We start from the raw sequence: 22,043 nt of genomic DNA on the forward strand, positions 1-22,043 counted from the left end.
GGCTGAGACGCCGCCCGCCCCGGTCCCCCTTCGCCCGGTCGGGTCAAGGGAGGCGGGCGGGTGCCGCGAATGGCCCAGGATCGGGGCACCGGGCAGGCCGTGTGTCGGATGAGATGCCTAATGTCGCTGCCAGGCACATCGGTGCGCGCGGCTCGTGGAGGTGTCATGTCCCGTCGAGGCGGTTTGCTGGCGGGTGTCTGCGCGACGGTGGTAGCCGTCGGCCTGCTCCTGACCGGGGGCGCCCGCGGCGCCCCGACCACGCCGCCGCGGCAGGATTCCGGCAGGCGCGCCGGGAGCGAGGTCGCACTGGGTGCCTACCTGCACTACGGGACGCCCGGCGTCGAGCGGATGCAGGAGCTCTCGCGCTGGCTCGGGGGTACCGAGCTGCGGGCAGGGCACACCTATCTGCCCGGCGACACCTGGGCGAACATCGAGGGGGCGCCCGATTCCCTGCGCAGCTGGGCGCGGTGGCGGGGCGAGAAGGCCGACCGGCTGTTCGTCCTGAACGTGCCCATGCAGGAGCGCAACGAGGCCCGATTCCCCGACGCCCGGGTCGCCGAGCTGATCCGCACCGGCGCGCGGGGCACGTACGACCACCACTTCCGGCGGCTGGCCGAGCGGCTGGTCGGCCTCGGCGTGCCGGACGCGGTGCTCGTGCTCGGCTGGGAGATGAACGGCTTCGACTACACCCACCGCTGCCGGCCCGACCCCGAGAACTGGAAGAAGTACTGGCGGCGCATCGTGGCCGCCATGCGCTCCGTGGAGGGGCAGGACTTCCGTTTCGACTTCGCCCCCAACCGCGGCGGGGACGCGATCGCGTGGACCCGGTGCTACCCGGGTGACGACGTGGTCGATGTCATCGGGATGGACTCCTACGACCAGGAACCCGGCCGGACCTTCGACGAGCAGGTCGCACAGCCCTACGGACTGCGGCATCAGGTCGATTTCGCCAGGGCCCACGGCAAGGACACCTCGTACCCCGAGTGGGGGCTGTTCCGGCACGGAGACAACCCCGAGTACGTGCGGCGCATGCTGCAGTGGTTCGAAGAGCACAGGCCGCTCTACCACAGCATCACGGACTTCTGCCCGCACGGAGTGTGGCAGTGCGGGCAGAACCCGCGCTCCTCACGGGTGTTCCGGGACGCCCTCTCCGGCGGGCACGACCGACGCTCCCGGAATGTGGAATCGCGGCTGCTCCGGGGAGGGGAGGCGGTGCCGTGAGCGGGCGCGGGGCGACCCCCGCGCTTTGTGACTCGTGAGTACTGCACATCCGGCGGTGACAGCGGTGACTGTCGGCGCCCTCGCCGGACATGACACGGTCGGTTCAGCAACCGACCGAGGGAGCAGGTGTGAACAAGGGGTACGCCGCCTTCTGCGACGCAGACCGCTGGTTCTACGACGCGCCGTACCGGCGCGCCGGAGAGAGCTACCGGGCCGCCCTCGCCCCCGTCCCGCCGGAATGGCGCTCCCATCGGAGCGGCGACTGGCTGGCGTTGCGCCCCGTGGATGCCGAACTGCCCTCCCAGGGCTGGAAGATCCACGTCTCGGCCACCCTCGGCAATGCCGAGTCGCTGCTGGAGACGGTGTACGCGTACTGCACCGCCCGGCGCATCGCCTTCAAGTTCGTCCCCAGCGCGTACCTGTTGCACCTGCGCAACGCCAAGTACGCCGACCGCGCGGCGAGCGGGAAGTTCATCACCGTGTACCCGGCCGACGAGGAGCAGTGCCGCCGGATCGCACAGGACCTCGACACCGCGCTCGACGGCGCGGCCGGCCCGTACATCCTGAGCGACCTGCGGTGGGGCGCCGGACCGGTCCACCTCCGCTACGGCAGCTTCACGCTACGGCACTGCTACGACGAGCACGGCGAGCTGGTCCCGGCGATCGAGAACCCCGACGGGCAGCTCGTACCGGACATCCGCGGGCCGGTCTTCCAGCCGCCCGAGTGGCTCGAACTCCCCGACTTCCTCCAGCCGCACCTCGCGGCACGCTCCGCGATCACCCTGACGGGGATCCCGTTCACGGTGGAGCGGGCCCTCCACTTCTCCAACGGCGGCGGGGTCTACGTCGGCAAGGACACCCGGACCGGCGAGTCCGTCGTCCTCAAGGAGGCCCGGCCCCACGCGGGCCTCGCCGCCGACGGGGCCGACGCCGTGACCCGGCTGCACCGCGAACAGGCCGCACTGGAAAGGCTGTCGGGCCTCGACTGCGTTCCCGCGGTCCGCGGCACCTTCATGCTCGGAGACCACCACTTCCTGGTGCTGGAACACCTCGCGGGCCACCCGCTCAACACCTACTTCGCCCGCCGCCACCCACTGATCGAGGCCGATCCCGACGCCGCCGAGCTCGCCGCCTACACCGAGTGGGCCCTCGCGATCCACCGGCGCGTGACGGAGGCCGTCGACGCCGTGCACGCCCGCGGGGTGGTCTTCAACGACCTCCACCTCTTCAACATCATGGTCGCGGAGGACGAGACCGGTGAACCCGCCGTCTCGCTCCTGGACTTCGAAGCCGCCGCGCACATCGACGAGGGACTGCGGCAGACCGTGGCGAACCCCGCCTTCGTCGCCCCGGCCGAACGGCGCGGATTCTCCGTCGACCGCTACGCCCTCGCCTGCCTGCGGCTCGCCCTGTTCCTCCCGCTGACCAGCCTCCTCGTGCTCGACCGGGCCAAGGCCGGCCACCTGGCCGAAGTCATCGCCGAACAGTTCCCCGTACCAAGGCAGTTCCTCGACGAGGCCGTTGAGGAGATCCTGGCCGGGGCCCCGCAGGTGGAACCGCACGGAGCCCCGCAGGCCGCACCCGGGGCCGAACCGCACGCCGCACCGGCCGGGCGCCTCCCCGCGCCGCGGGGACCGTACCCGCCCGCGCCGCCGCGGCCGTACCTGGCCGTCGAGCCGGGGCAGTGGCCCGCCGCCCGCACGTCGATGGCCGCGGCGGTGCGTGCCAGTGCCACCCCCGACCGCGAGGACCGCCTCGTCCCCGGCGACATCGCCCAGTTCGCGACCGCCGGCGGAGGCATCGGCTTCGGCAACGGCATCGCGGGAGTGCTCCACGCCCTCAACGAGACGGGGGCCGAGCCCTGGCCCGAGGCCGAGCAGTGGCTGCTCGACCGGACCGCGAAGACCACGTCCGGCACTCCGCTCGGCTTCTACGACGGCCTCGCCGGCACGGCCTGGACCCTGCACCGGCTCGGACACGCGGACCGCGCCCTCGACCTGGTCGACCAACTGCTGCGCCAGCCCTGGCAGAGCGCCGGACCCGACCTGCACGGCGGACTCGCCGGCATCGGCCTGGCCCTGGACGCACTCGCCACCGCCACCGGCGAGGGCGACCTGCACACCGCCGCCCTGCGCTGCGCCGAACTGATCGCCGGGCCCGAACACCGCCCCGCCCGGGCGGGCCTGCTGTACGGCAACTCCGGTCCCGCCCTGCTCCTGGTACGGCTGTACGAGCGCACCGGGGACAAGGAGCTGCTGCTCCAGGCCTCCCAGGCGCTCCACCGCGACCTCGACCGCTGCGTCACCAGCGCCTTCGGCACCCTCCAGGTCAACGAGGGCTGGCGCACGATGCCGTACCTCGGCGAAGGCAGCGTCGGCATCGGCATGGTGCTCGACGACTGGCTGGAACACGGCCCGGACGAGCGCTTCGAACAGGCCCGGCCGGAGATCGTACGGGCCGCCCAGGCGACCTTCTACGCCCAGCCCGGGCTGATGCGCGGCGCCGCCGGAATGATCCTCCACCTGGCCCGTACCACCACCCCGGGGCCCGGAACCGACCGCGGAGCCATCGCCCGCCAGATCGGCGCACTGGCCCGGCACGCGGTCCCGTACCAAGGGCACCTGGCCTTCCCCGGCGAGCAGATGATGCGCCTGTCCATGGACCTCTCCACGGGCACCGCCGGCGCACTCCTCGCCCTCGGCAGCGCCGCGCCCGGCGGGCGCGCCCACCTGCCGTTCCTCCCGCCGCTGCGCGCACGCGCGGCGGCCCCAGAGCCGGCCCCGTCCGGGGCCGTGACCCATCGCACCACTCGACCGAAGAAGAGGAATCTGACATGACGCTTCTTGACCTGCAGTCGATGGAGACCCCGAAGGAAGAGACCACGGAGCTGCACGGCGGCGGTGGCGGCGGCAGCCGGGCCAGCCTCCTGCTCTGCGGTGACAGCAGCCTGAGCATCACGACCTGTCACTGACCAGGTCACTTCGGGCCCGGGCGGTTCACCGCCCGGGCCCGCACCACACCCCTGGAGGCACCCGCCGATGGAAGCCCCCGGCCCGGAGGCCGACACCGCGCAGGCGCGGGCCGTCGCACGCGCCGCCGACCGGGCGCTCGTCGAGGCGGCCCGGCACAGCGGTGGGCGCACCGCCGCCGTGCTGGCATGCACCCTGGCGGCCGCCGCGGCGGCGCTCGCCGAACCGGCCGTCCTCGGCCACACCCTCGACCTGCTGCTCCGCCGGGACCCCTCCGGCCGGGCCTGGACCCTGCTGTGCGCCGCGGTCATCGCGGCCGAAGTGGTCCTTGACGCCGCCGCGGCCCGGCTGTCCGGAGACGTGGACGGCCGCTCCACCGCCCGGCTGCGCAGACTCGGGCTCGCCCGGCTGCTGCGGACGGCCCCGCACCACGCGGCCCGCCACGCACCCGGCGAAACCGCCGCCCGGCTGACCGCGAGCGCGGCCGAGGCCGGGAAGGTGCCCACCGCCGTCGCCCACGCCGTCGCCGCCCTGCTGCCGCCGCTCGGCGCGGTCGCCGCGCTCCTCCTCATCGACCTGTGGACCGCGCTCGTCTTCCTCGCGGGCATCCCGCTGCTGGTGCTCCTGCTCCGGGCCTTCGCCCGCGACACCCGTACGAGCGTCGCCCGCTACCAACAGGTGCAGCTCGCGACCGCCGGCCGGCTCGTCGAGGCGCTCGCCGGAGCCCGCACCATCGCCGCCGCCGGCACCGCGGACCGCGAACGCGCCCGCATCCTCGCCCAGTTGCCCGAACTCGGCACCGAGGGACGGCGCATGTGGCAGGTCTACGGCGGCACGACGGCCCGCTCGGCCGCCCTCATGCCGATGCTCCTCTACGCGGTCCTCGCCGTCGGTGGCATCCGGCTGTCGGCCGGAGCCCTGGGCGTCGGCGAACTCCTCGCCGCCGTGCGGTACGCGGGCCTCGCCGCCGGAATCGGAGCCGTGACCGGAGGGCTCGCGGCCGTGGTCCGCGGCCGGGCCGGCGCCCGGCGTACCGCCGTACTCTTCTCCCTTCCCGAACTGGCATACGGACGGGCCGAGTTGCCGGACGGTGGCCCCGGCGCCCTGGAACTGCGCGGGGTCCGGGTCGTACGCGGCGGCTCGACCGTCCTGCACGACATCGACCTGGTCGTCCCCGGCGGAGCCACGGTGGCCGTGGTGGGCCGCTCGGGGGCCGGCAAGACCCTGTTCGCCGCCGTGGCCGGCCGGCTCACCGACCCCGACGCGGGCCAGGTCCTCCTGGACGGCGTACCCCTGCGGGAGCTGACCGCCGAGGCACTGCGCCGCGAGGTCGGGTACGCCTTCGACCGGCCGGCACTGCTCGGCGACACCATCGGCGGGGCCATCGGCTTCGGCCCGGGACCGGACCCCGGCCGCGAAGCGGTCCGAGCCGCGGCCCGCGCGGCGGGCGCCGAGGCCTTCGTGACACGCCTGCCACAGGGGTACGACACGCGACTCGCCGACGCCCCGATGTCCGGGGGCGAGGTCCAACGCCTGGGACTGGCACGGGCCTTCTGCCACGCGGGCCGGCTCCTCGTGCTGGACGACGCCACCTCCAGCCTCGATACCGTCACCGCCCGCGAGGTCGAGCGGGCCCTCGCCCACGAGGTGCGGCCGGGCACCCGCATCGTGATCGCGCACCGCCTCTCGTCCGCGGTCCGCGCCGACCTCGTCGTCTGGCTGGAGGACGGGCGGGTACGGGCGACCGGCAGCCATGAAGAGCTGTGGAGGCAGGACCACGCCTACCGCGCGGTGTTCGCCGAAGGGGCCGCGGAAACGGACGAACGTCAGGCGCCCGCGGAAGTCGACGACCAGCAGGCGCCCCCGGAGGTCGACGAGCGGCAGGCGCCCCCGGAGAAGGAAGGGGCGGCGCGGTGACCGAGGGCGAGACCTGGCGGCGGGTGGCCCCCGAGGGCCGCCGCTTCCTGCGGGGCCGCACGCGCACCGTGGGGCGACTGGCGGCGTGGTCGCTCCTGGAGTCCGTGCACACCTTCCTCGGCGGCTACGGCGTGGCCCGCGCACTCGACGACGGCTTCCTCGCCGGCCACGTCGCCGTCGGCCTCGCCTGGCTGGCCGCGGCCGGAGCCGGCGCGCTGCTCGGCGGATACGCGCTGCGCGGGGTCTTCGCCGAACTGGCCGACCTCGTAGAGCCGTTGCGGGACGGCCTGGTCAGGCGGGCGGTGCGGCAGGCGCTCGACCGCGCCGTCGGTGACCCGGCGCGCGCACCCGACACCGGATCGGTGTCCCGGCTGACCCAGCAGACCGAGATGGCGCGGGACTCCTTCGCCGGACTGGTCCTCACCGCACGCTCCTTCGTGTTCACCGCCGTGGGCGCCTTCGCGGGCATGGCGGCCCTGGCCCCCGTCCTGCTGCTGATCGTGGTCCCCCCGCTGCTGCTGGGAGCGGCCGCCTTCCTGGCCACGCTCCGCCCCATGGCCTCCGTGCAACGCCGCTCGCTGGACACCGACGAGGCGCTGTCGGACCGGGTGGGAGCGGTGGCCGAGGGGCTGCGCGACATCGTTGCCTGCGGCGGGCAGAGGGCTGCCGAAGCCGGGGTGGAGCCCCTCGTCGCGGCCCAGGAACGGCTGGCGCGCCGCCTCGCGCACTGGTCCGCCCTGCGCACGCTGGCCCTGGGCACCGCGGGCCGGCTGCCGGTGGTCGCCCTGCTCCTCGCGACGCCCTGGCTCCTCGCGCGCGGGATCACCGCCGGCACGCTGGCCGGAGCCCTCACCTATCTGGTGCAGGCCCTGCTGCCCGCCCTGAACACGCTCATGGCGGCCCTGGGCACGGCGGGCACCCGCCTGCTGGTGGTCCTCGAACGCTTCTGCGATCCGGCGCCGCCGGCCCGGGACGACACCGGCACGGCCCCGCCGCGGACCCAGGCCGACGCCGGCACGGCCCCGCCGAGGGAGCACGGCCACGCCTCCCTGCGCGCCGCCGCCGTGTCCACGGCCGCGGCCGAACTCCGCGGCCTCACCTTCGCCTACGGGGCGGGCGCGGCGCCCGTGCTCGACGGCCTAGACCTGGTGGTACGGCCGGGCGAGCACCTCGCCGTCGTCGGACCGAGCGGCATCGGGAAGTCCACGCTCACCGCCCTGCTCGCCGGGATGCTGCCGCCCGGTGCGGGAACGGTCCTGGTCGCGGGCGAGCCCGCCCGCCGGGAACCAGGAGCCGCAGGGCCGGACCCGCGGCGCACCCTGCTGCCGCAGCAGGCGTACGTGTTCACCGGCACCGTGCGCGAGAACCTCACCCACCTGGCCGCGTCCCCGGACGGCCGCATGCCCGGGGACGCACAGGTGCGGAGCGCCGTCGCCCGCCTGGGGCTCGACGTACTCGTGGAGCGGCTGGGCGGCCTGGACGGAGAGGTGTCCCCCCGGCTGCTGTCGCGGGGCGAGAGCCAGCACCTGGCGCTCGCCGCCGCCTACCTCTCACCGGCGCCGCTGCTCCTCCTCGACGAGGCCACCTGCCACCTGGACCCGCGTACGGAGGCGCACGCCGAGCGGGTCCTCGCGGAGCGCCCCGGCACCCTCGTCGTCGTGGCCCACCGCATCTCCTCCGCGGCCCGCGCCGACCGGGTCCTCGTCCTCGACGGAACGCGCGCCGTCTGCGGCACGCACGCCGAACTCCCCGCCAGATCCCCGCTGTACCGCGATCTGGTGGGGATGTGGGGCCGCGCCGCGGACGCGTGACGCAGCCGCGCTCCCACCCGCCGCCGTGCTCCCACCCGCGGCCGCCGGGCATCCGGTCAGACCCAGCCCTCCCGCCGGGATATCCGGATCGCGTCGATGAGGTTGCGCCCGCCCGTCTTGCGGGTCGCCGCGGCCATGTAGTTGCGCACCGTGCCCGTGGCCAGGTGCAGGGTGCCGGCGATCTCGGCTATGGAATCGCCCTCCGCGGCCCGCGCCAGCACGCTGAGTTCGCGCCGGCTCAGCGGCGCGGGATCGGCCTCCATGAAGGCGGAGGCCAGCGAGGCGTCGATGAACTTCTCTCCCGCGGCGACCTGGAGGACCGCCCTGACGAGCCGCCCGGGCGAACCGCCCTTGTCGACGTACCCGCGGGCCTCGGCCCGGAAGGCCCGGTGCAAGGCGCCGGGCGCCCCCGCCGAGGCGAGCATCAGCACCCGGGAGGGGGAGGTGAGGACCCCGTGGTCCGCTTTCCCGCCGCAGGCCAGGGCGGCCGCGGTCCCCGGACAGTCGACGTCGATGACGGTCACGTCTGGTCGTAAGGACTCCGCGCGGCGCCCGGCGGTCCTCCAGCCCGCCGACGTCACTTCGAAGGGCCCTTCGGATCTGAGCAGGGCGGCGAGTGCGGACCTGACCAAGCTGACGCTGTGCAGGACGAGGACCGTCGTCATGGTGTGCTCTCCTCGGTAGACGAACCAACGACACCACGCGGGTGCCCCTCTACGGGGACGATGGAACGTCACTGCGGGGGCGCGCAGGGGCGTACGGAGAACCTTGGCCGAGAAGCCCATGGAACTCCGCTTCCGTTCGGCGGATTACCGCCTTGAATATGGCGAATATGGGCAGAGTCCCCGACGGGCAGCCCCCGGCGGGCGCCGTACTACGGCTCGATCAGGCCCACCCGGATGGCGTAGCGGGTCAGCTCCAGGCGGTCCCGCATCCCCAGCTTCTGGAGCAGGTTCGCCCGGTGGCGCTCCACCGTCTTCGCGCTGATCACCAGCAGTTCCCCGATCTCCTTGGAGGAGTGGCCCTCGGCCACGAGCTTGAGGATCTCCTCCTCCCGCTCGGTGATCGCCCGGGCCGGCAGCGGATCCTGTCGGCGGGCACGGTCGAGGTAGTTGCGGATCAGGGTGGTCTCGGCGCCCGGGTAGATGAACGGCTCGTCCCGGATCGCCGCGCGGCAGGCCTCGACGAGGTCGCGGTCGGCGACGGACTTGGGGACGTAACCGGCGGCCCCGGCCTTGAGGGCCTCGAAGAAGTACTGCTCGTTGTCGTACATCGTCAGGATGAGGATCCGCAGCTCCGGCCGCAGCCGGGACAGTTCCCGGGCGGCCTGAAGACCGGTCATGCGGGGCATCGAGACGTCCAGAACGGCGAGGTCGACCTCCTGCGTACGGGCCAGGGCGACGGCCTCGGCTCCGTCCCCGGCCTCGGCGACCACCGTCAGGTCCGGTTCGGCGTCGAGGATGAGCCGTACGCCCCGCCGGACGAGGGCGTGGTCGTCGGCGAGCAGGACGCGGGTCGGGGCGGCCGGTGCGGCCGCGGCGGCCGGGTCCGGTGGGGTCATCGCAGGCCCTCCCCGGTCCTGTGCGCGGGGACGTCCAGTCGTACCTCGGTTCCGCCGTGCGGACCGGCTCCGACGGCGAAAGCGGCGCCGATCAGCAGGGCACGTTCGCGCATGCCCTGGATCCCCGCCCCCTCGGCCGCCCGGCCGATGCCCGCCCCGTCGTCCCGTACGAGGAGCCGTACGGCTCCCGCGGGCCCGTCGGAGAGGTGCATCCCGACCTCGTTAGCGCCCGCGTGGCGGGCCGCGTTGGTCAGGGCTTCCTGGGCGACCCGGTAGACGACGAGTTCCGTGGCCTCGTCCAGCGCGGGCAGTCCCGGCGCGATGAAATGGCGTACACGGAGCGAAGAGGTGGTGAACTCCGGCGTGAGCGCCCGCAGCGCACTGTGCAGGCCCAGTTCCTCCAGCACCCCCGGCCGCAGGCGCCGGGCGATGCGCCGGATCTCGTCCAGACCGGCGCGGGTGGTCTCCTGCACCTGGCGGAGCTCCTCGCGCAGCGGGTCCGGGCTCCGGTCGGCGGCGTGCTTGAGCTGGAGCAGGACGGCCGTCAGGGTCTGACCGACCTCGTCGTGGAGCTCCCGGGCGATGCGGCGGCGTTCGGCCTCCTGCGCGGAGAGGGCCCGGGCGGTGCTCGTCGCGCGCTCGGCCTCCAGCCGGGCCAGCATCGCGTTGAACGAGGTGGTCAGCTCGGCCACCTCGCCGGGACCCTCCACGCGGGTCCGGCTGCCGGGGCGGAGCAGGTCGACCGCGGTCATGGCCCGGGTCAGCCGGTCGAGGGGCGCCAGACCGAACCGCAGCAGGGCGGCATTCGCGACGAGCATGGCCGCCAGCCCTCCGAGCAGGACGACGGCCTCGCCGAACAGGACCGGGGTGGAGACGGTGACCGGGCCGAGGAGCAGCAGTACCGCCGTGACGAGAACGGCGGCGTTCAGCGCGAAGATCCGCCAGTACAGCGACACGTCCGCTCCTCCTCCCGTTGGCCACCCGTCCGATCGGCGCGCTCACCTCCGCCGTCCCCGTACTACGTATCCACCCGCACCCGCTGTGACCTGCGGCGGGGCCGGTGACCCCTGCAGCCTGTCGTGTTGTCGGGGCGATGTCCATCCGTGCCGGCACCCATATTCCGGCGGCCCGGAAAATGCAACCATGGGGCCGCCGAGCGGCCGTCTCCTGCCCGAGAAACGGCCCACACTGCCGACGGCACCACGTACGGAACGAAGACGAAGGGGGACAGCTGTGCCTGCTCCGCGGATGAGCACCACACCACTGCCCGGCATCGGGGTCCAGTACGACCTCACCACCCGCGAGCGCCGCCACCTGTCCGTGGTCGCGCACCGCGACGGCACCCGGACCGTGAACCTCTACCGGGCCGACGACCCCGACGCCTGCGCCCACTCGCTGCACCTGACCGGACCGGAAGCGGCGTCCCTGATCGACGCGCTGATGCCCGCTCACCACAGCCCGAACGTGCTGCACACCACCGACCTCGGCCTGGTCGCGGAGCGGATCGAACTGTCCGCGCACTCCTACTGGAACGGCCGGGTCCTGGGCGAGACGCGGATGCGGACCGAGACGGGCGTCTCGATCGTGGCCGTACTGCGCCGCGCGGAGGCCCGCCCCTCGCCCGCACCGGACTTCCGCTTCGCGGGCGGGGACACCCTCATCGTGATCGGCACCCGCGAGGGCGTCGACGCGGCCGCCGCGATACTCGGCCGGGAGTGACGCCCGTGCACTCGGCTGTGTTCCTCATCGAGTTCGGCGCGATCATCCTCGGCCTGGGGCTGCTGGGCCGGGTCGCCGGACGCCTGAAATTCTCCCCCATCCCCCTCTACCTGCTGGCCGGCCTGGCCTTCGGCACCGGCGGCCTGCTGCCGATGGGAGCCAGCGAGGAGTTCGTCGCCATCGGCGCCGAGATCGGCGTGATCCTCCTCCTGCTCATGCTCGGCCTGGAGTACAGCGCGTCGGATCTGGTCTCCAACCTCAAGACCCAGTACCCGGCCGGCCTGGTCGACTTCGGCCTCAACGCGGTCCCCGGCGCGGCCGCCGCGCTGCTCATGGGCTGGGGTCCGGTCGCCGCCGTCGTCCTGGCCGGGGTCACCTGGATCTCCTCCTCCGGAGTCATCGCCAAGGTCATGGGAGACCTCGGCCGGGTCGGCAACCGCGAGACCCCGGTCATCCTGTCGATCCTGGTCCTCGAAGACCTCGCGATGGCGGTCTACCTGCCGATCATCACCGCCCTGCTCGCGGGCGTCAGCCTCGCCGCGGGCAGCGCGACCCTGGCCATCGCCCTCGGCGTCGCCGGCGCCGTCCTGTTCGTCGCGGTCCGCTACGGACGTCACATCTCGCGCTTCGTCTCCAGCGACGACCCCGAGAAGCTCCTCCTCGTGGTCCTCGGCCTGACCCTGCTCGTCGCGGGCATCGCCCAGCAGCTCCAGGTCTCCGCCGCGGTGGGCGCGTTCCTCGTCGGCATCGCCCTGTCCGGCGAGGTCGCCGAGGGGACCCATACCCTGCTCAGCCCGCTCCGGGACCTCTTCGCCGCCGTGTTCTTCGTCTTCTTCGGCCTGCACACCGACCCGGCCAGCATCCCGCCGGTGCTGCTGCCCGCACTTGCGCTGGCGCTCGTCACCGCCGGTACGAAGATCATGACCGGGTACTGGGCGGCGAAGCGGGCCGGGATCGGGGTCAAGGGGCGCTGGCGGGCCGGTGGCACGCTCGTGGCCCGCGGGGAGTTCTCCATCGTCATCGCCGGGCTCGCCGTCACGGCCGGGATCGAGCCCGCGATGGGCCCGCTCGCCACCGCGTACGTGCTGATCCTCGTGGTGATCGGCCCGCTGACCGCCCGCTACACCGAGCCGGCGGCGGCCTGGATCGCCGGCAGGCGGACCCTGCCGGGGGAGGGCGCCCCGGCCGCGGTACCGCCCCAGCCGGGACCCCCGGAGGGCCTCAAGGACGAAGGCACCCAGGCCGACCAGACCGACCAGGTTGACCCGGTCCAGGATCCCGCCGGCCGACCGTGAGCGGTGCCCCTGTGTGCCGGCTCCAGGACCGGCCGGTGCCGGTGCCCGCCGGCTACTGGAGCCGGGACACGTCGACCGAGTCGGCGGCCGCGGGGGGCTTGGCCTGGACGGGCTGGTCGAAGGCGGAGAAGGTCGCCTCGAGCCGCTCGGCGGGGGCCTTGGTGCCCTGGATCCGCAGGAGGTACGGCTTGCCCTCGGTGGAGACCTGGAAGGTGCCCGCCTCGTCCTCGTGCCGGCTCGTGACCGTGATGGCCGGACGGCCGTCGACGTCGGTCCGGGATCCCTTGGTCAGCTGTTCGTCCGCCGGTTTCGAGGCGAACTCCTTCTTGAAGAAGTCCAGGTCGCACACTTCGGCGAAGCTCCGCAACAGGGAACTGTCCGTGGTGCCGTGCACGTAGCGCCCGTTGACGAGCGCGATCGCCGCCTCGGCCGCGAAGCCCGGTATCTGTGCCCTCAGAAGGGCGTCGTCGAGCTTCATCCACACGTCGTCGCCGCGTTTGATGATGTCGGCCCGGCCCGAACCGCCGGGAGGCGTGACGGTGCCGACGCAGTCGCCCTGCTCGTCGAACCGGAGGTCCAGAGCGGTGGTGCCCGCCTTGTCGGTCACCTCGGCCACCATGCGCATGGACGTCAGCCCGGACATGGCCGCGCGGGAGGCGTCGGCAATGGCACGGGGGCTCTTGCCTGCGATGCCGTTGTCATCGGCCGTGGCGCTTCCCGCGCCCACGAGGACCAACGCGCACACGGCTCCGGCGGCCACACAGCGGGCCGCGGCTTTCCGAGGTAGGACTGCCCGGGGTGCGGACATCCGGCCTCACCTCCCTCGGACCGTCTCCGGACGGCAATCGCGCTCGCCGTGGCCTCCGGTACGGCCGTCACCTGACCAGCGTAGGTCCGCGCCGCGGCAGGCGCAGTCCGGGTGCCCGCGGACCCCGAAACGCGCGGCTGCCCCTGGTCACGGGTCTTCGGGAGGCCCCGGCAGCTCCGGCGGGGCAGGCTGTTCCCATGAGGTCACAGCCTCGGTTGCCCGGCCTGCCGGGAGCGTACGGTCACGGCGAGGTCCGGTTCGTGCTGGCGCGGTGCGCGCCCTTCGCGATCGCGCTGGGCGTGCTGGGGATCGAGCTCTCGCCCGCGCACGACCTGGTCACCGGTCCCGTCCTCAGCACGACTCCGGCGCTGGCCGCGCTGACGATGGGCCCGACCGGCACGCTGTCCGCGGCGGCCGTCGCCGTGGCCGTGAACGTGACCTCCGCGACCTGCAACCACTCGTGGGGAACGCAGACCCAGCTGATCATCGGCAACTTCGTGGGGCTGATCGTGGTGACCGTGGCCAGCGTCATCCTGAGCAACGCGGTGCGCACGCGCACGCGGAACGAGCTCGACCAGGTCCGCCGGATCGCCGTGGCGGCTCAGGAGGTCGTCCTGCGGCCCGTCCCCGAGCTGCTGGGCCCGGTACGGGCGGCCAGCCTCTCCCTCGCGGCCGGGAGCGGGGCGCTGGTGGGCGGCGATCTGTACGAGGCGGTGCAGACGCGCTACGGCGTCCGCCTGATCGTGGGGGACGTCCGGGGAAAGGGGCTGTCGGCCATCCGCGCGGTCGCGGTGGCACTGGGCGCGTTCAGGGAGGCCGTCCACTACGAGGAGCAGGTGCAGGAGGTCATGAACCACTGCGCGGCCGCGCTGCGGCGGGAAGCCGCCGTGCGGGGCACGTACTCCCAGGCCGAGCTTCCCGAAGTCCTCCTGGAGGGGTTCACCACCGCGCTCATCGCCCAGGTGCCGGACGAACCGGTGGTGCACCTGGTCAACCGCGGCCATCCGCCCCCGCTGGTGCTGCACGCGGGCAGGGTGCAGGCCCTGATGCCCGCCTCGCCGATGCCGCCGCTCGGGCTGGAAGACCTCGTCGACGGCCCTCCCGCCACGCCGGAGAGCCACCCCTTCCTGCCCGGTGACCGGCTGCTGCTCTACACCGACGGCGTCATCGAAGCCCGCAACCGCGCCAACGAGTTCCTCCCCCTGCCGGAGATCATGGAGGAGATACCCGCCGGCACCACCCCGCGGGAGTTCCTCGACGCACTGCACGAGGCCCTCGTACGCCACACCGGGGGCCGCCTGACGGACGACGTGGCGATGATCCTCATCGACCGGCTCGTATGAGGCACGAGGCGGCCCCCTCCGCGGCCCTTCCCTTGTCGGCCGCCCCTGCGTAGCTTCGCCGCTGCCGGGCGGCACCGCCCGGCGGTGTCGACACGGGGGACAGCGATGAAAGGCATGCGCAGAACAGCCAAGACAGGCAGGACACGCACCACCCGCACGACACGCACCACCCGCACGACACGCGCCACCCGCACCACACGGGGCCGCCTCGCGGTGGCCGCCGCGACGTTCCTGATCGCGGCCATGGGACTGCCGTCCACGCCGGCCGCCGCCCACGACAGCCACGAACCGCTGCTCGCCGCGCTGCGCGCCGAGGCGGGGACCGCCGTCGGCGGCGACGGGATCCCCGGGGTGATCGCCCGTACCTACAAGGACGGCGTCTCCTGGACCGGTACCGGAGCCACGGACGCGGGAACGCCCGTACGAAACCCGGACAGCCCCTTCCGGGCCGCCTCGATCACCAAGACCTTCACCGCGACGACCGTGCTCCAGCTCGTAGCCGAGGGCCGGCTCGGCCTCGACGAGGACGTGTTCGGCCTGCTGGGCCCGGTCCTGAAGACCAACCCCGTCGCGGGCTGCAACCCCAGCACCGGGCAGTGCTTCAACCCGCCGCCCGGCAGCCCGCCCATCACCGTACGGAACCTGCTCCAGCACTCCAGCGGCGTCTTCAACTACCTCGGCGACCTGGGCGTGCTGGCGAGCGCCGGCAGCAGCTTCCCCAACCTGCCCGACTACTCCGCCCAGCAGCTCGTCGACGAGGGTGCCTCCCACGGACCGCAGTTCGCACCGGGCGCCGGCATGCACTACAGCAACACCAACTACGTCCTGCTCGGCATGGTCATCGAGCGGGTGACCGGACACCCGTGGGCCGAGGAGATCACGCGCCGGGTCATCCAGCCGCTCGGCCTCACCAGCACGGTGCTCCCCGGATCCACGGCCACGCTGCCGACGCCGCACGACCAGTTCTTCACGAACTACCTCCGGCCCCGCGGAGCGTTCGGCCACCTGTCCCGCCCGGCCGCCGACTGGAACCCGTCCATCGGCGGCGCGGCCGGAGCCGTCGTGTCCACCAGCGGCGACCTGATGACCTTCATCCGCGCCCTGCTCGGCGGCCGGCTCCTGCCCCCGGCCCAGCTCGCGCAGATGATGACTGACCTGAACCCCACCGGGGCCGGCCCCGTCGGTTCCCAGCTGCCCGGCGTGCCCTGCGACCCGGCCCGCGCCTGGCCCGAGTGCATCGTGAACCCGGCGATCAGCACGGTCAGTTCGGGGGACAAGGCCACGCCCGGCTACTGGTACGCGAGCAGGCCCTGGAAGGCCGTCCAGGCCGACTACGGGCTCGGTCTCACCCGGCGCACGATCACCTGTGCGGACGGCTCCACCGTCGCCCTCTACGGGCACAACGGCGGCGGATTCGGATCACTGAGCTACCTCTACTCCACGGCGGACGGCAGCCACGCCATCGTGCTCAACATGAACGGCGACTGGCCGCTCTGGGAGCTGTACAGCCTGAACGGCATGCTGGCCGCCGAATTCTGCACCGGCTGACAGCCGGATAACAGCACGTGACCGCCGGGTGCCGCGAAGTGATCTCGCGCGCCCGGGGGCCACGGGGGCCGAGAGGTGCTACAACTGGGTGCGTGACCCCCCTTCCTTGCCATCCGTGCCGGGCGTGTCGGTGCGGTCACTCCTAGGCAACAGACTCCGCAGCGTCGCCGGACAGGTGTTCGTCCTCCAGGTGGCGATCGTGGTGTTGCTCGCGACCGGCGCCCTGCTGTCCCTGCTGCTCCAGTCGCGGCACGACAGCGACCGCGAGGCGCGCAACCGGTCGGTCTCCGTCGCGGAGACCTTCGCCCACTCCCTGGGCCTGCAGGACGCGCTGAAGACCTCCGACCCCTCCGCCGTCCTGCAACCCCTGGCCGAGACCACGCGCAAGGCCGCCGGCGTGGACTTCATCGTGGTGATGGACACCAACGGCATCCGGTACAGCCATCCCCAGCCGGACCGCATCGGGAAACGGTTCGTCGGCACGATCGAGCCCTCGCTCGCCGGACGGGTCCACACCGAGAGCGTGCAGGGCCCGCTCGGCAAGGAGATCCAGGCGGTCGTGCCGGTCACCGCGCCCGACGGCCGGGTCGTCGGCCTGGTCTCGGCGGGCCTGACGGTGAAGAACGTGACCGGTGTCGTCGACCGCCAGCTCCCGGTCATCCTGCTGGCCATAGCGACCGGCCTGGCCCTGGCCACCTGCGGCACCGCCCTGATCAGCCGACGCCTGCGCCGGCAGACCCACGGGCTCGGCACGCAGGAGATGACCCGCATGTACGAGCACCACGACGCGGTGCTCCACGCCGTCCGCGAAGGGGTGCTGATCACGGACGGCGACGGGCGGCTACGGCTGGCCAACGACGAGGCCAGACGGCTGCTCGGCCTGCCGGAGGACGCCGAGGGACGCAGCGTGGGCGACGTGCCCGGCCTGGACCGCCGGATGGCGGACCTGCTGCTGTCGGGCCGCGTGGCCACCGACGAGGTGCTCGAATCGGGCGACCGGCTGCTCGTGGTCAACCAGCGGCCCACCCACCCCGGGGGCCGCCGGGAAGGCGCGGTGGTCACCATCCGGGACTCCACCGAGATGCAGGTCCTGACGAGCCGGGCGGAAACGGCCCGCCGAAGGCTCAAGCTGCTCTACGACGCCGGAGGCGACGTCGGAACCAGCCTCGATGTCGTGCGGACGGCCGAGGAGCTCGCCGCCGTCGCCGTGCCCCGCTTCGCGGACTACGTCACGGTCGACCTGGCCGACTCCGTGCTCGACGGCGACGAACCGGCCGCCGGCGCCGACATGCGCCGCACGGCGGTCAGCGGCATCCGCGCCGACCACCCCCTCTACCCGCGCGGCCGGCTGATCGACTTCCTGCCGTCCACCCCGCAGGCGCGCGGCTACGGCACCGGCGAAGCGGAACTGGTGCCCCACCTGGCCGATGCCGCGGGCTGGCACGCCCAGGACCCGCCGCGAGCCCGTGCCATCGTCGACTACGGGATCCACTCGCTCATCGTGGCCCCGCTCAGGGCCCGGGGCGTCGTACTCGGCGTGGTCAACTTCTGGCGGTCGCAGAAACCGGAGCCCTTCGACGAGGACGAGCTGTCACTGGCCGAGGAACTCGTCGCCCGGGCGGCGGTCAGCATGGACAACGCCCGCCGCTACACCCGTGAGCACGCCCTCGCCGAAACCCTCCAGCGCAGCCTGCTGCCGCGCGCCCTGCCCGAGCAGAGCGCCGTGGACGTGGCGCACTTCTACCTGCCCGCCCAGTCCGGGGTCGGCGGCGACTGGTTCGACGTGATCCCGCTGCCCGGCAGCCGGGTCGCGCTGGTCGTCGGAGACGTCGTCGGACACGGGCTGCACGCCGCGGCCACCATGGGACGGCTGCGCACCGCGGTGCACAACTTCTCCACCCTCGACCTGCCGCCCGACGAGATCCTCGCCCGCCTGGACGACCTCGTACAGCGCATCGACCGCGACGGGGCGGCCGACGACCTGGACGGCGGGGTCCTCGGCGCTACCTGCCTGTACGCCGTCTACGACCCGGTGTCCCAGCGCTGCACCATGGCGCGGGCCGGGCACCTGCCGCCCCTCGTGGTGGCTCCCGACGGCACGACGGAGATCGTGGAACTGCCGGCCGGGCCCCCGCTCGGACTCGGGGGCATCCCGTTCGAAACCGCGGAGCTGCACCTGGCGGAAGGCAGCCAGCTCGTCCTGTACACGGACGGGCTGATCGAGGAGCGGACCCGGGACATCGGCGAGGGACTGGAGCTGCTCCGCTCGGCGCTGAGCCATCCGGACCGGGACCCGGCGGAGAGCTGCCGGGCCGTACTCGATCTGCTGCTGCCGGACCGCCCGACCGACGACGTGGCGCTGCTCATCGCACGGACGCGGACCCTCGGCCCGGACCGGGTCACGGAGTGGGACGTGCCCTTCGAGCCGAGTGCGGTCGCCTCCGTGCGCAGCCTCGCCGTGAAGCAGCTCGACGCATGGGGCCTGTCGGAGCTCGGCTTCGCCACCGAACTGATCCTCAGCGAACTCGTCACCAACGCCCTGCGGCACGGCAGCGCGCCGGTCCGGGTACGGCTGCTGCACGCCCGCACCCTGACCTGCGAGGTGTGGGACGGCAGCAGCACCGCCCCGCACCCCCGGTACGCCGCCGCCACGGACGAGGGAGGGCGCGGCCTGTTCCTGGTGGCGCAGCTCAGCGATCAGTGGGGCACCCGCTACACCCCCGAGGGAAAGATCATCTGGGCGGAACAGGCCCTCCCGGACACCCCGCACGCCGGTTCCTAGGCCGTCTCGGTGTCCTGCGGCCAGACGGCCCGGTCGCTGAGGTGGTGGAACTCCGTCAGCTCGCGGGCGAGGACCTCGAAGTGGGGGAGCGGGGCCCACAGGCTGCGCTCGCCGATGACGTAGAGGCGCCGTTTGGCGCGACTCGCGGCGACGTTGAGCAGGTGCGGGGTGCCGGCCGCCCACGCGCGGGCACCGGGCCGGCCGCCGCCGAGCACGAGGACGACGACGTCGGCCTCCTTGCCCTGGGCCCGGTGGACGGTGGCGCAGCGCTGCTCGATCAGTTCGGAGGTCCAGCCCTCCCGGCCGCGGCAGACCTTCTGGCATTCGGCGACCAGCGCCCGGAAGGGGGCGATGACGCGCACCCGCTCCACGCCGACGCCGTGGCGGTGCAGGGAGTCGAGGACGAACTCGAAGGCCCGGCGGTCGCGTTCGCCCCACGGGGCCTCGGACGGGCGGCCCGGGTCGTCGGTGTTGAGCCAGCGGCTGGGCAGCAGGCCGTCCCGCTCCGCCCCGGGGAACGCCTTGTGGCCGGTGCCGTGGACCATGAGGTTGCCGTACGCGACCTCGTTGCTCACCGTGAACATCGGGTCCTCGCAGCGCCGGTGTACGCGCAGCGGCGAGCCCACCCAGACGTGCTCGCCGTCGGTGCCCGGGGCCGGCAGGTAGGTGCCGTAGCGGTTCGTCCGGTCGGCCACGGCCTGGGCCGAGGTGGCCGAGGGCAGCCAGTGCTCGGCCACTCCGTAGGCGCCGAGCAGCCGGAGCTGGAGTGCCGCGGGCATGGTGACGACGGGTTCGAGCTGGAGCGGATCACCGACCAGGACGGCACGGCGGGCACGCCACAGTGCCCCGGCGGCGGCCTGCGGGGTCGCCTGCCCGGCCTCGTCGACGAGGACCCAGCCGATCGACTCCCGGCCGAGGCGGGCGAACATGCTGCCGACGGAGGAGAACGTGGTCGAGACGACGGGCACCAGGAGGAACAGGGTCCGCCAGGCGTGCTCCACCTCCTCGTCGGGGACGGCCCCGTTGGTACCGGCCATCAGCTCCATCAGGACCTGGAGGTTGCCGCGGACCTTCTTCGCGGCCCCGGCGGCGAAGGCCCGGTGCAGATCGAGGGCGCGCAGGAACAGATCGCTGCGCGCCGTGGACCACGCCTCGTCGGACCACGGCGAGCCCAGTTCCTGGTCCGCTTCGTCGAGGTGCGGCCAGCCGAGCGGGAGCGACGGCAGCGCCCGGGCGGCCTCCCGCAATTCACGGTGCAGGCCGTCGAGTTCGGCCACGGCGCCCCGCAGAGCGAGGCCGGAGGAGTCCGCGTCCTGCCGGGCACGGCGGAGGGCGGCGGCCGCCGCGGTCTCCCGCGCGCCCGCGGCCCGTTCGCGGTCGAGGGCGGCGGCGAGGCCGGCCGAGGCCTCCTCGACGACGGTGCCCGACCCGGTGTGCCGGTCGGCGGCCAGGGACTCGGCGCGCACGGCCGCCGCGACCTGTTCCAGGGAGTCGTCGAGCGCGGCACGCTGCCGGACGAGCAGGTGCGCGATCTCGGCCTGCGTGTGCTCCTGCTGCCGTTCGGCGGCCTGCCGGTCGGCGGAGCTCTGCAGCAGTCGGCGCAGCCCGCCGCGCAGGCCCCGCTCTACGACCGGGGGCGCGTCGTGCCGGGCGATCAGCGCGGCCACGTACTCGCGGTGGTGCGCGGCCAGTTCACGGGCGGCCGACAGGTCCGCACGGGCCCCGGCCAGCTCCTGCCGGGCCTGCGGTACGCGTGCGAAGGCGGCCCCGTATCCGGCCTCGGCCGCCACCGTGGCCGAACGGGCGGCTGCCGTGGCGGCGGCGGCCCGGTCCAGGACCGTCGTGGCCGCGGCGACCTGCTGGTGGGCCCGGGACACGGCGGCCTCCAGGTCCCCGATCCGCCGCCCGCCCGACGGGGACTCGACGGCCGCCAGGGCCCCGGCCAGCCGGGCCCGCCCGGCGCGCAGCCGCTCGACCTCCGCCTGGGCGGCCCGGAACGCCGCGACGGCACCCGTCCACGACGGTACGGGGCGTGCGGGCCCGGCCGCCGCGGCCGCGGTCGGGTCCGCGGCGGTGCCGGGCCGCCGGCCCCCGGACGCGGCACCGGGCACGGGCTTGGGCGGGATCCAGTCGCTCAGCTCCTCCCGCATGCCGCGCAGCGGCGGCAGGCCGGCGGCGGAGCGGGCGTCGGTCTCCTTCTCGGGCAGCCGTCCCCACCAGAACCGGTCCCCGAACTCCTTGCGGTTGCCCTTGTTGCCGAGCACCGCCGCGACCAGCCCCCAGGCCGGGCCGCCGAGGAGCGCGGAGGCGAGGTCGGAGAAATGGTCCGGTCCGCCGTGCCAGTGCTCGCCGAGCGCGCCCATGCCCGGGAGTTCGGCGGTGATGTTCTCCACGGCGCCGTTGTTGGAGGAGGCGACCACGATCTCGAAGCCCGTCAGCCGCGGGTCGAGCCGCGACACGAAGCGGGGGTGCTGCCCCTGGCGGTCCCGGCCCCGCCACGGCGGACCGGGGAACGCCTGCCCGGGCCGGTCGAAGGTGGCCAGCACCGCCGCCCGCTCGACGACCAGCGCGGCGACCAGGTCGCGCAGCATCGTGGTCTTGCCCGTGCCCGGCGGGCCGTTCACGGAGAACATCCCGCCGTCGGTGCCCGCCCGGTCGGCGAGCATGCGGTCGACCGCGAACTGCTGGCTCAGCGCGAGCGGCTGATCGGCCGGAGCGGGCCAGCGGCCGGCCGGGACGAGGGCCGGAGCCACCCCGTCCAGGACGGCCCCGCGCTCCCGGCGCACATCCGTCCGCGCCCCCACGGCGACGGAGCCGAGCTCGGTCAGGTACGCCTCCAGCGCCGGGCCGATGCCCTTGCCGACCGCCGCGGACACCCGGGCCAGATCGGGCGGGAAGAGACTGTTCAGGAACGGCGCAGTGGCAGCGGCCTTCTTCCGCGGATCCGCCGGCCGGCGGACCAGCCTGCTGCGCACCCGTACCACCTGGGGCCGCAGGTGGTCCCGTACCCCGCATAGGTCGGCGATCTGCGCGGTCAGGGCGACCAGGTCGGCGAACCCGAGCGGACGG

15 protein-coding genes are annotated in these 22,043 nt (G+C 73.9%); 10 read left to right on the forward strand and 5 right to left on the reverse strand.

Translation table 11 applies throughout. The features are described 5' to 3' along the window. The first annotated feature begins 165 nt into the window (after positions 1-165). The 5 genes from ACFWNV_RS12380 to ACFWNV_RS12400 all read left to right on the forward strand — a co-directional run bounded on the left by ACFWNV_RS12380 (position 166) and on the right by ACFWNV_RS12400 (position 7,918). Positions 166-1,221: a glycoside hydrolase family 26 protein gene (locus tag ACFWNV_RS12380; RefSeq protein ID WP_383944601.1), complete on the forward strand. Its 1,056-nt coding sequence runs from the start codon at positions 166-168 to the stop codon at positions 1,219-1,221. A gap of 128 nt (positions 1,222-1,349) precedes the next feature. After that, the gene (lanKC, locus tag ACFWNV_RS12385; protein WP_383944604.1) at positions 1,350-4,058 is read left to right on the forward strand and encodes a class III lanthionine synthetase LanKC; all 2,709 of its coding nucleotides are present in this window, start codon (positions 1,350-1,352) and stop codon (positions 4,056-4,058) included. Beyond that, positions 4,055-4,192 (forward strand): SapB/AmfS family lanthipeptide, encoded by a 138-nt coding sequence (locus tag ACFWNV_RS12390; protein WP_383944607.1) that lies wholly within the window; start codon positions 4,055-4,057, stop codon positions 4,190-4,192. The genes lanKC and ACFWNV_RS12390 overlap by 4 nt, the downstream gene beginning before the upstream one ends. 67 nt (positions 4,193-4,259) lie before the next feature. Next, the gene (locus tag ACFWNV_RS12395) at positions 4,260-6,107 is read left to right on the forward strand and encodes an ABC transporter ATP-binding protein (RefSeq protein ID WP_383944610.1); all 1,848 of its coding nucleotides are present in this window, start codon (positions 4,260-4,262) and stop codon (positions 6,105-6,107) included. Then, positions 6,104-7,918, forward strand: a complete 1,815-nt coding sequence (locus ACFWNV_RS12400) for an ATP-binding cassette domain-containing protein (RefSeq protein ID WP_383944613.1) — start codon at positions 6,104-6,106, stop codon at positions 7,916-7,918. The genes ACFWNV_RS12395 and ACFWNV_RS12400 overlap by 4 nt, the downstream gene beginning before the upstream one ends. A gap of 56 nt (positions 7,919-7,974) precedes the next feature. On the opposite strand, the gene ACFWNV_RS12405 is transcribed toward ACFWNV_RS12400, so the two are convergent. The 3 genes from ACFWNV_RS12405 to ACFWNV_RS12415 all read right to left on the reverse strand — a co-directional run bounded on the left by ACFWNV_RS12405 (position 7,975) and on the right by ACFWNV_RS12415 (position 10,435). Then, positions 7,975-8,583 carry a LuxR C-terminal-related transcriptional regulator gene (locus ACFWNV_RS12405; protein WP_383944616.1) on the reverse strand — a complete coding sequence of 203 codons (609 nt, stop codon included), beginning with the start codon at positions 8,581-8,583 and terminating at the stop codon, positions 7,975-7,977. Positions 8,584-8,792: 209 nt separating this feature from the next. Further along, a complete protein-coding gene (locus ACFWNV_RS12410) occupies positions 8,793-9,479 on the reverse strand; it encodes a response regulator (protein ID WP_383944619.1) in 687 nt (228 codons plus the stop codon). Then, positions 9,476-10,435, reverse strand: a complete 960-nt coding sequence (locus tag ACFWNV_RS12415) for a histidine kinase (RefSeq protein WP_383944622.1) — start codon at positions 10,433-10,435, stop codon at positions 9,476-9,478. Before ACFWNV_RS12415 ends, ACFWNV_RS12410 begins: the two co-directional genes overlap by 4 nt. 292 nt (positions 10,436-10,727) lie before the next feature. On the opposite strand from ACFWNV_RS12415, the gene ACFWNV_RS12420 reads away from it, so the two are divergent. Further along, positions 10,728-11,198, forward strand: coding sequence for a cation:proton antiporter regulatory subunit (locus ACFWNV_RS12420; RefSeq protein WP_383944625.1), 471 nt, complete (start codon positions 10,728-10,730; stop codon positions 11,196-11,198). A gap of 5 nt (positions 11,199-11,203) precedes the next feature. Then, the gene (locus tag ACFWNV_RS12425; RefSeq protein ID WP_383944627.1) at positions 11,204-12,493 is read left to right on the forward strand and encodes a cation:proton antiporter; all 1,290 of its coding nucleotides are present in this window, start codon (positions 11,204-11,206) and stop codon (positions 12,491-12,493) included. Positions 12,494-12,545: 52 nt separating this feature from the next. On the opposite strand, the gene ACFWNV_RS12430 is transcribed toward ACFWNV_RS12425, so the two are convergent. Then, positions 12,546-13,238, reverse strand: coding sequence for a hypothetical protein (locus ACFWNV_RS12430; RefSeq protein ID WP_383944630.1), 693 nt, complete (start codon positions 13,236-13,238; stop codon positions 12,546-12,548). 260 nt (positions 13,239-13,498) lie between these two features. Here ACFWNV_RS12430 and ACFWNV_RS12435 point away from each other — a divergent pair, with 260 nt between their 5' ends. The 3 genes from ACFWNV_RS12435 to ACFWNV_RS12445 all read left to right on the forward strand — a co-directional run bounded on the left by ACFWNV_RS12435 (position 13,499) and on the right by ACFWNV_RS12445 (position 18,974). Continuing rightward, a complete protein-coding gene (locus ACFWNV_RS12435) occupies positions 13,499-14,644 on the forward strand; it encodes a PP2C family protein-serine/threonine phosphatase (RefSeq protein ID WP_383944633.1) in 1,146 nt (381 codons plus the stop codon). A gap of 114 nt (positions 14,645-14,758) precedes the next feature. Then, positions 14,759-16,192, forward strand: a complete 1,434-nt coding sequence (locus tag ACFWNV_RS12440; protein ID WP_383944636.1) for a serine hydrolase domain-containing protein — start codon at positions 14,759-14,761, stop codon at positions 16,190-16,192. Between the two features lie 175 nt (positions 16,193-16,367). Then, positions 16,368-18,974, forward strand: a complete 2,607-nt coding sequence (locus ACFWNV_RS12445) for a SpoIIE family protein phosphatase (RefSeq protein WP_383944639.1) — start codon at positions 16,368-16,370, stop codon at positions 18,972-18,974. On the opposite strand, the gene ACFWNV_RS12450 is transcribed toward ACFWNV_RS12445, so the two are convergent. Beyond that, on the reverse strand, positions 18,971-22,043 hold a 3,073-nt coding region (locus tag ACFWNV_RS12450; protein WP_383944642.1), incomplete at its 5' end, for an AAA domain-containing protein. The two genes, ACFWNV_RS12445 and ACFWNV_RS12450, sit on opposite strands and share 4 nt — an antisense overlap.

It is taken from the genome of Streptomyces sp. NPDC058401 (assembly GCF_042722885.1).
Classification (GTDB): Bacteria; Actinomycetota; Actinomycetes; order Streptomycetales; family Streptomycetaceae; genus Streptomyces.

What these genes read in the sequence shown, in the direction of transcription:
- ACFWNV_RS12390 (WP_383944607.1), top strand. Translation starts at nt 4,055, where the DNA reads ATGACGCTTCTTGACCTGCAGTCGATGGAGACCCCGAAGGAAGAGACC.
- ACFWNV_RS12435 (WP_383944633.1), top strand. Translation starts at nt 13,499, where the DNA reads ATGAGGTCACAGCCTCGGTTGCCCGGCCTGCCGGGAGCGTACGGTCAC.
- ACFWNV_RS12405 (WP_383944616.1), bottom strand. Translation starts at nt 8,583, where the DNA reads ATGACGACGGTCCTCGTCCTGCACAGCGTCAGCTTGGTCAGGTCCGCA.
- ACFWNV_RS12410 (WP_383944619.1), bottom strand. Translation starts at nt 9,479, where the DNA reads ATGACCCCACCGGACCCGGCCGCCGCGGCCGCACCGGCCGCCCCGACC.
- ACFWNV_RS12395 (WP_383944610.1), top strand. Translation starts at nt 4,260, where the DNA reads ATGGAAGCCCCCGGCCCGGAGGCCGACACCGCGCAGGCGCGGGCCGTC.
- ACFWNV_RS12380 (WP_383944601.1), top strand. Translation starts at nt 166, where the DNA reads ATGTCCCGTCGAGGCGGTTTGCTGGCGGGTGTCTGCGCGACGGTGGTA.
- ACFWNV_RS12440 (WP_383944636.1), top strand. Translation starts at nt 14,759, where the DNA reads ATGCGCAGAACAGCCAAGACAGGCAGGACACGCACCACCCGCACGACA.
- ACFWNV_RS12420 (WP_383944625.1), top strand. Translation starts at nt 10,728, where the DNA reads ATGAGCACCACACCACTGCCCGGCATCGGGGTCCAGTACGACCTCACC.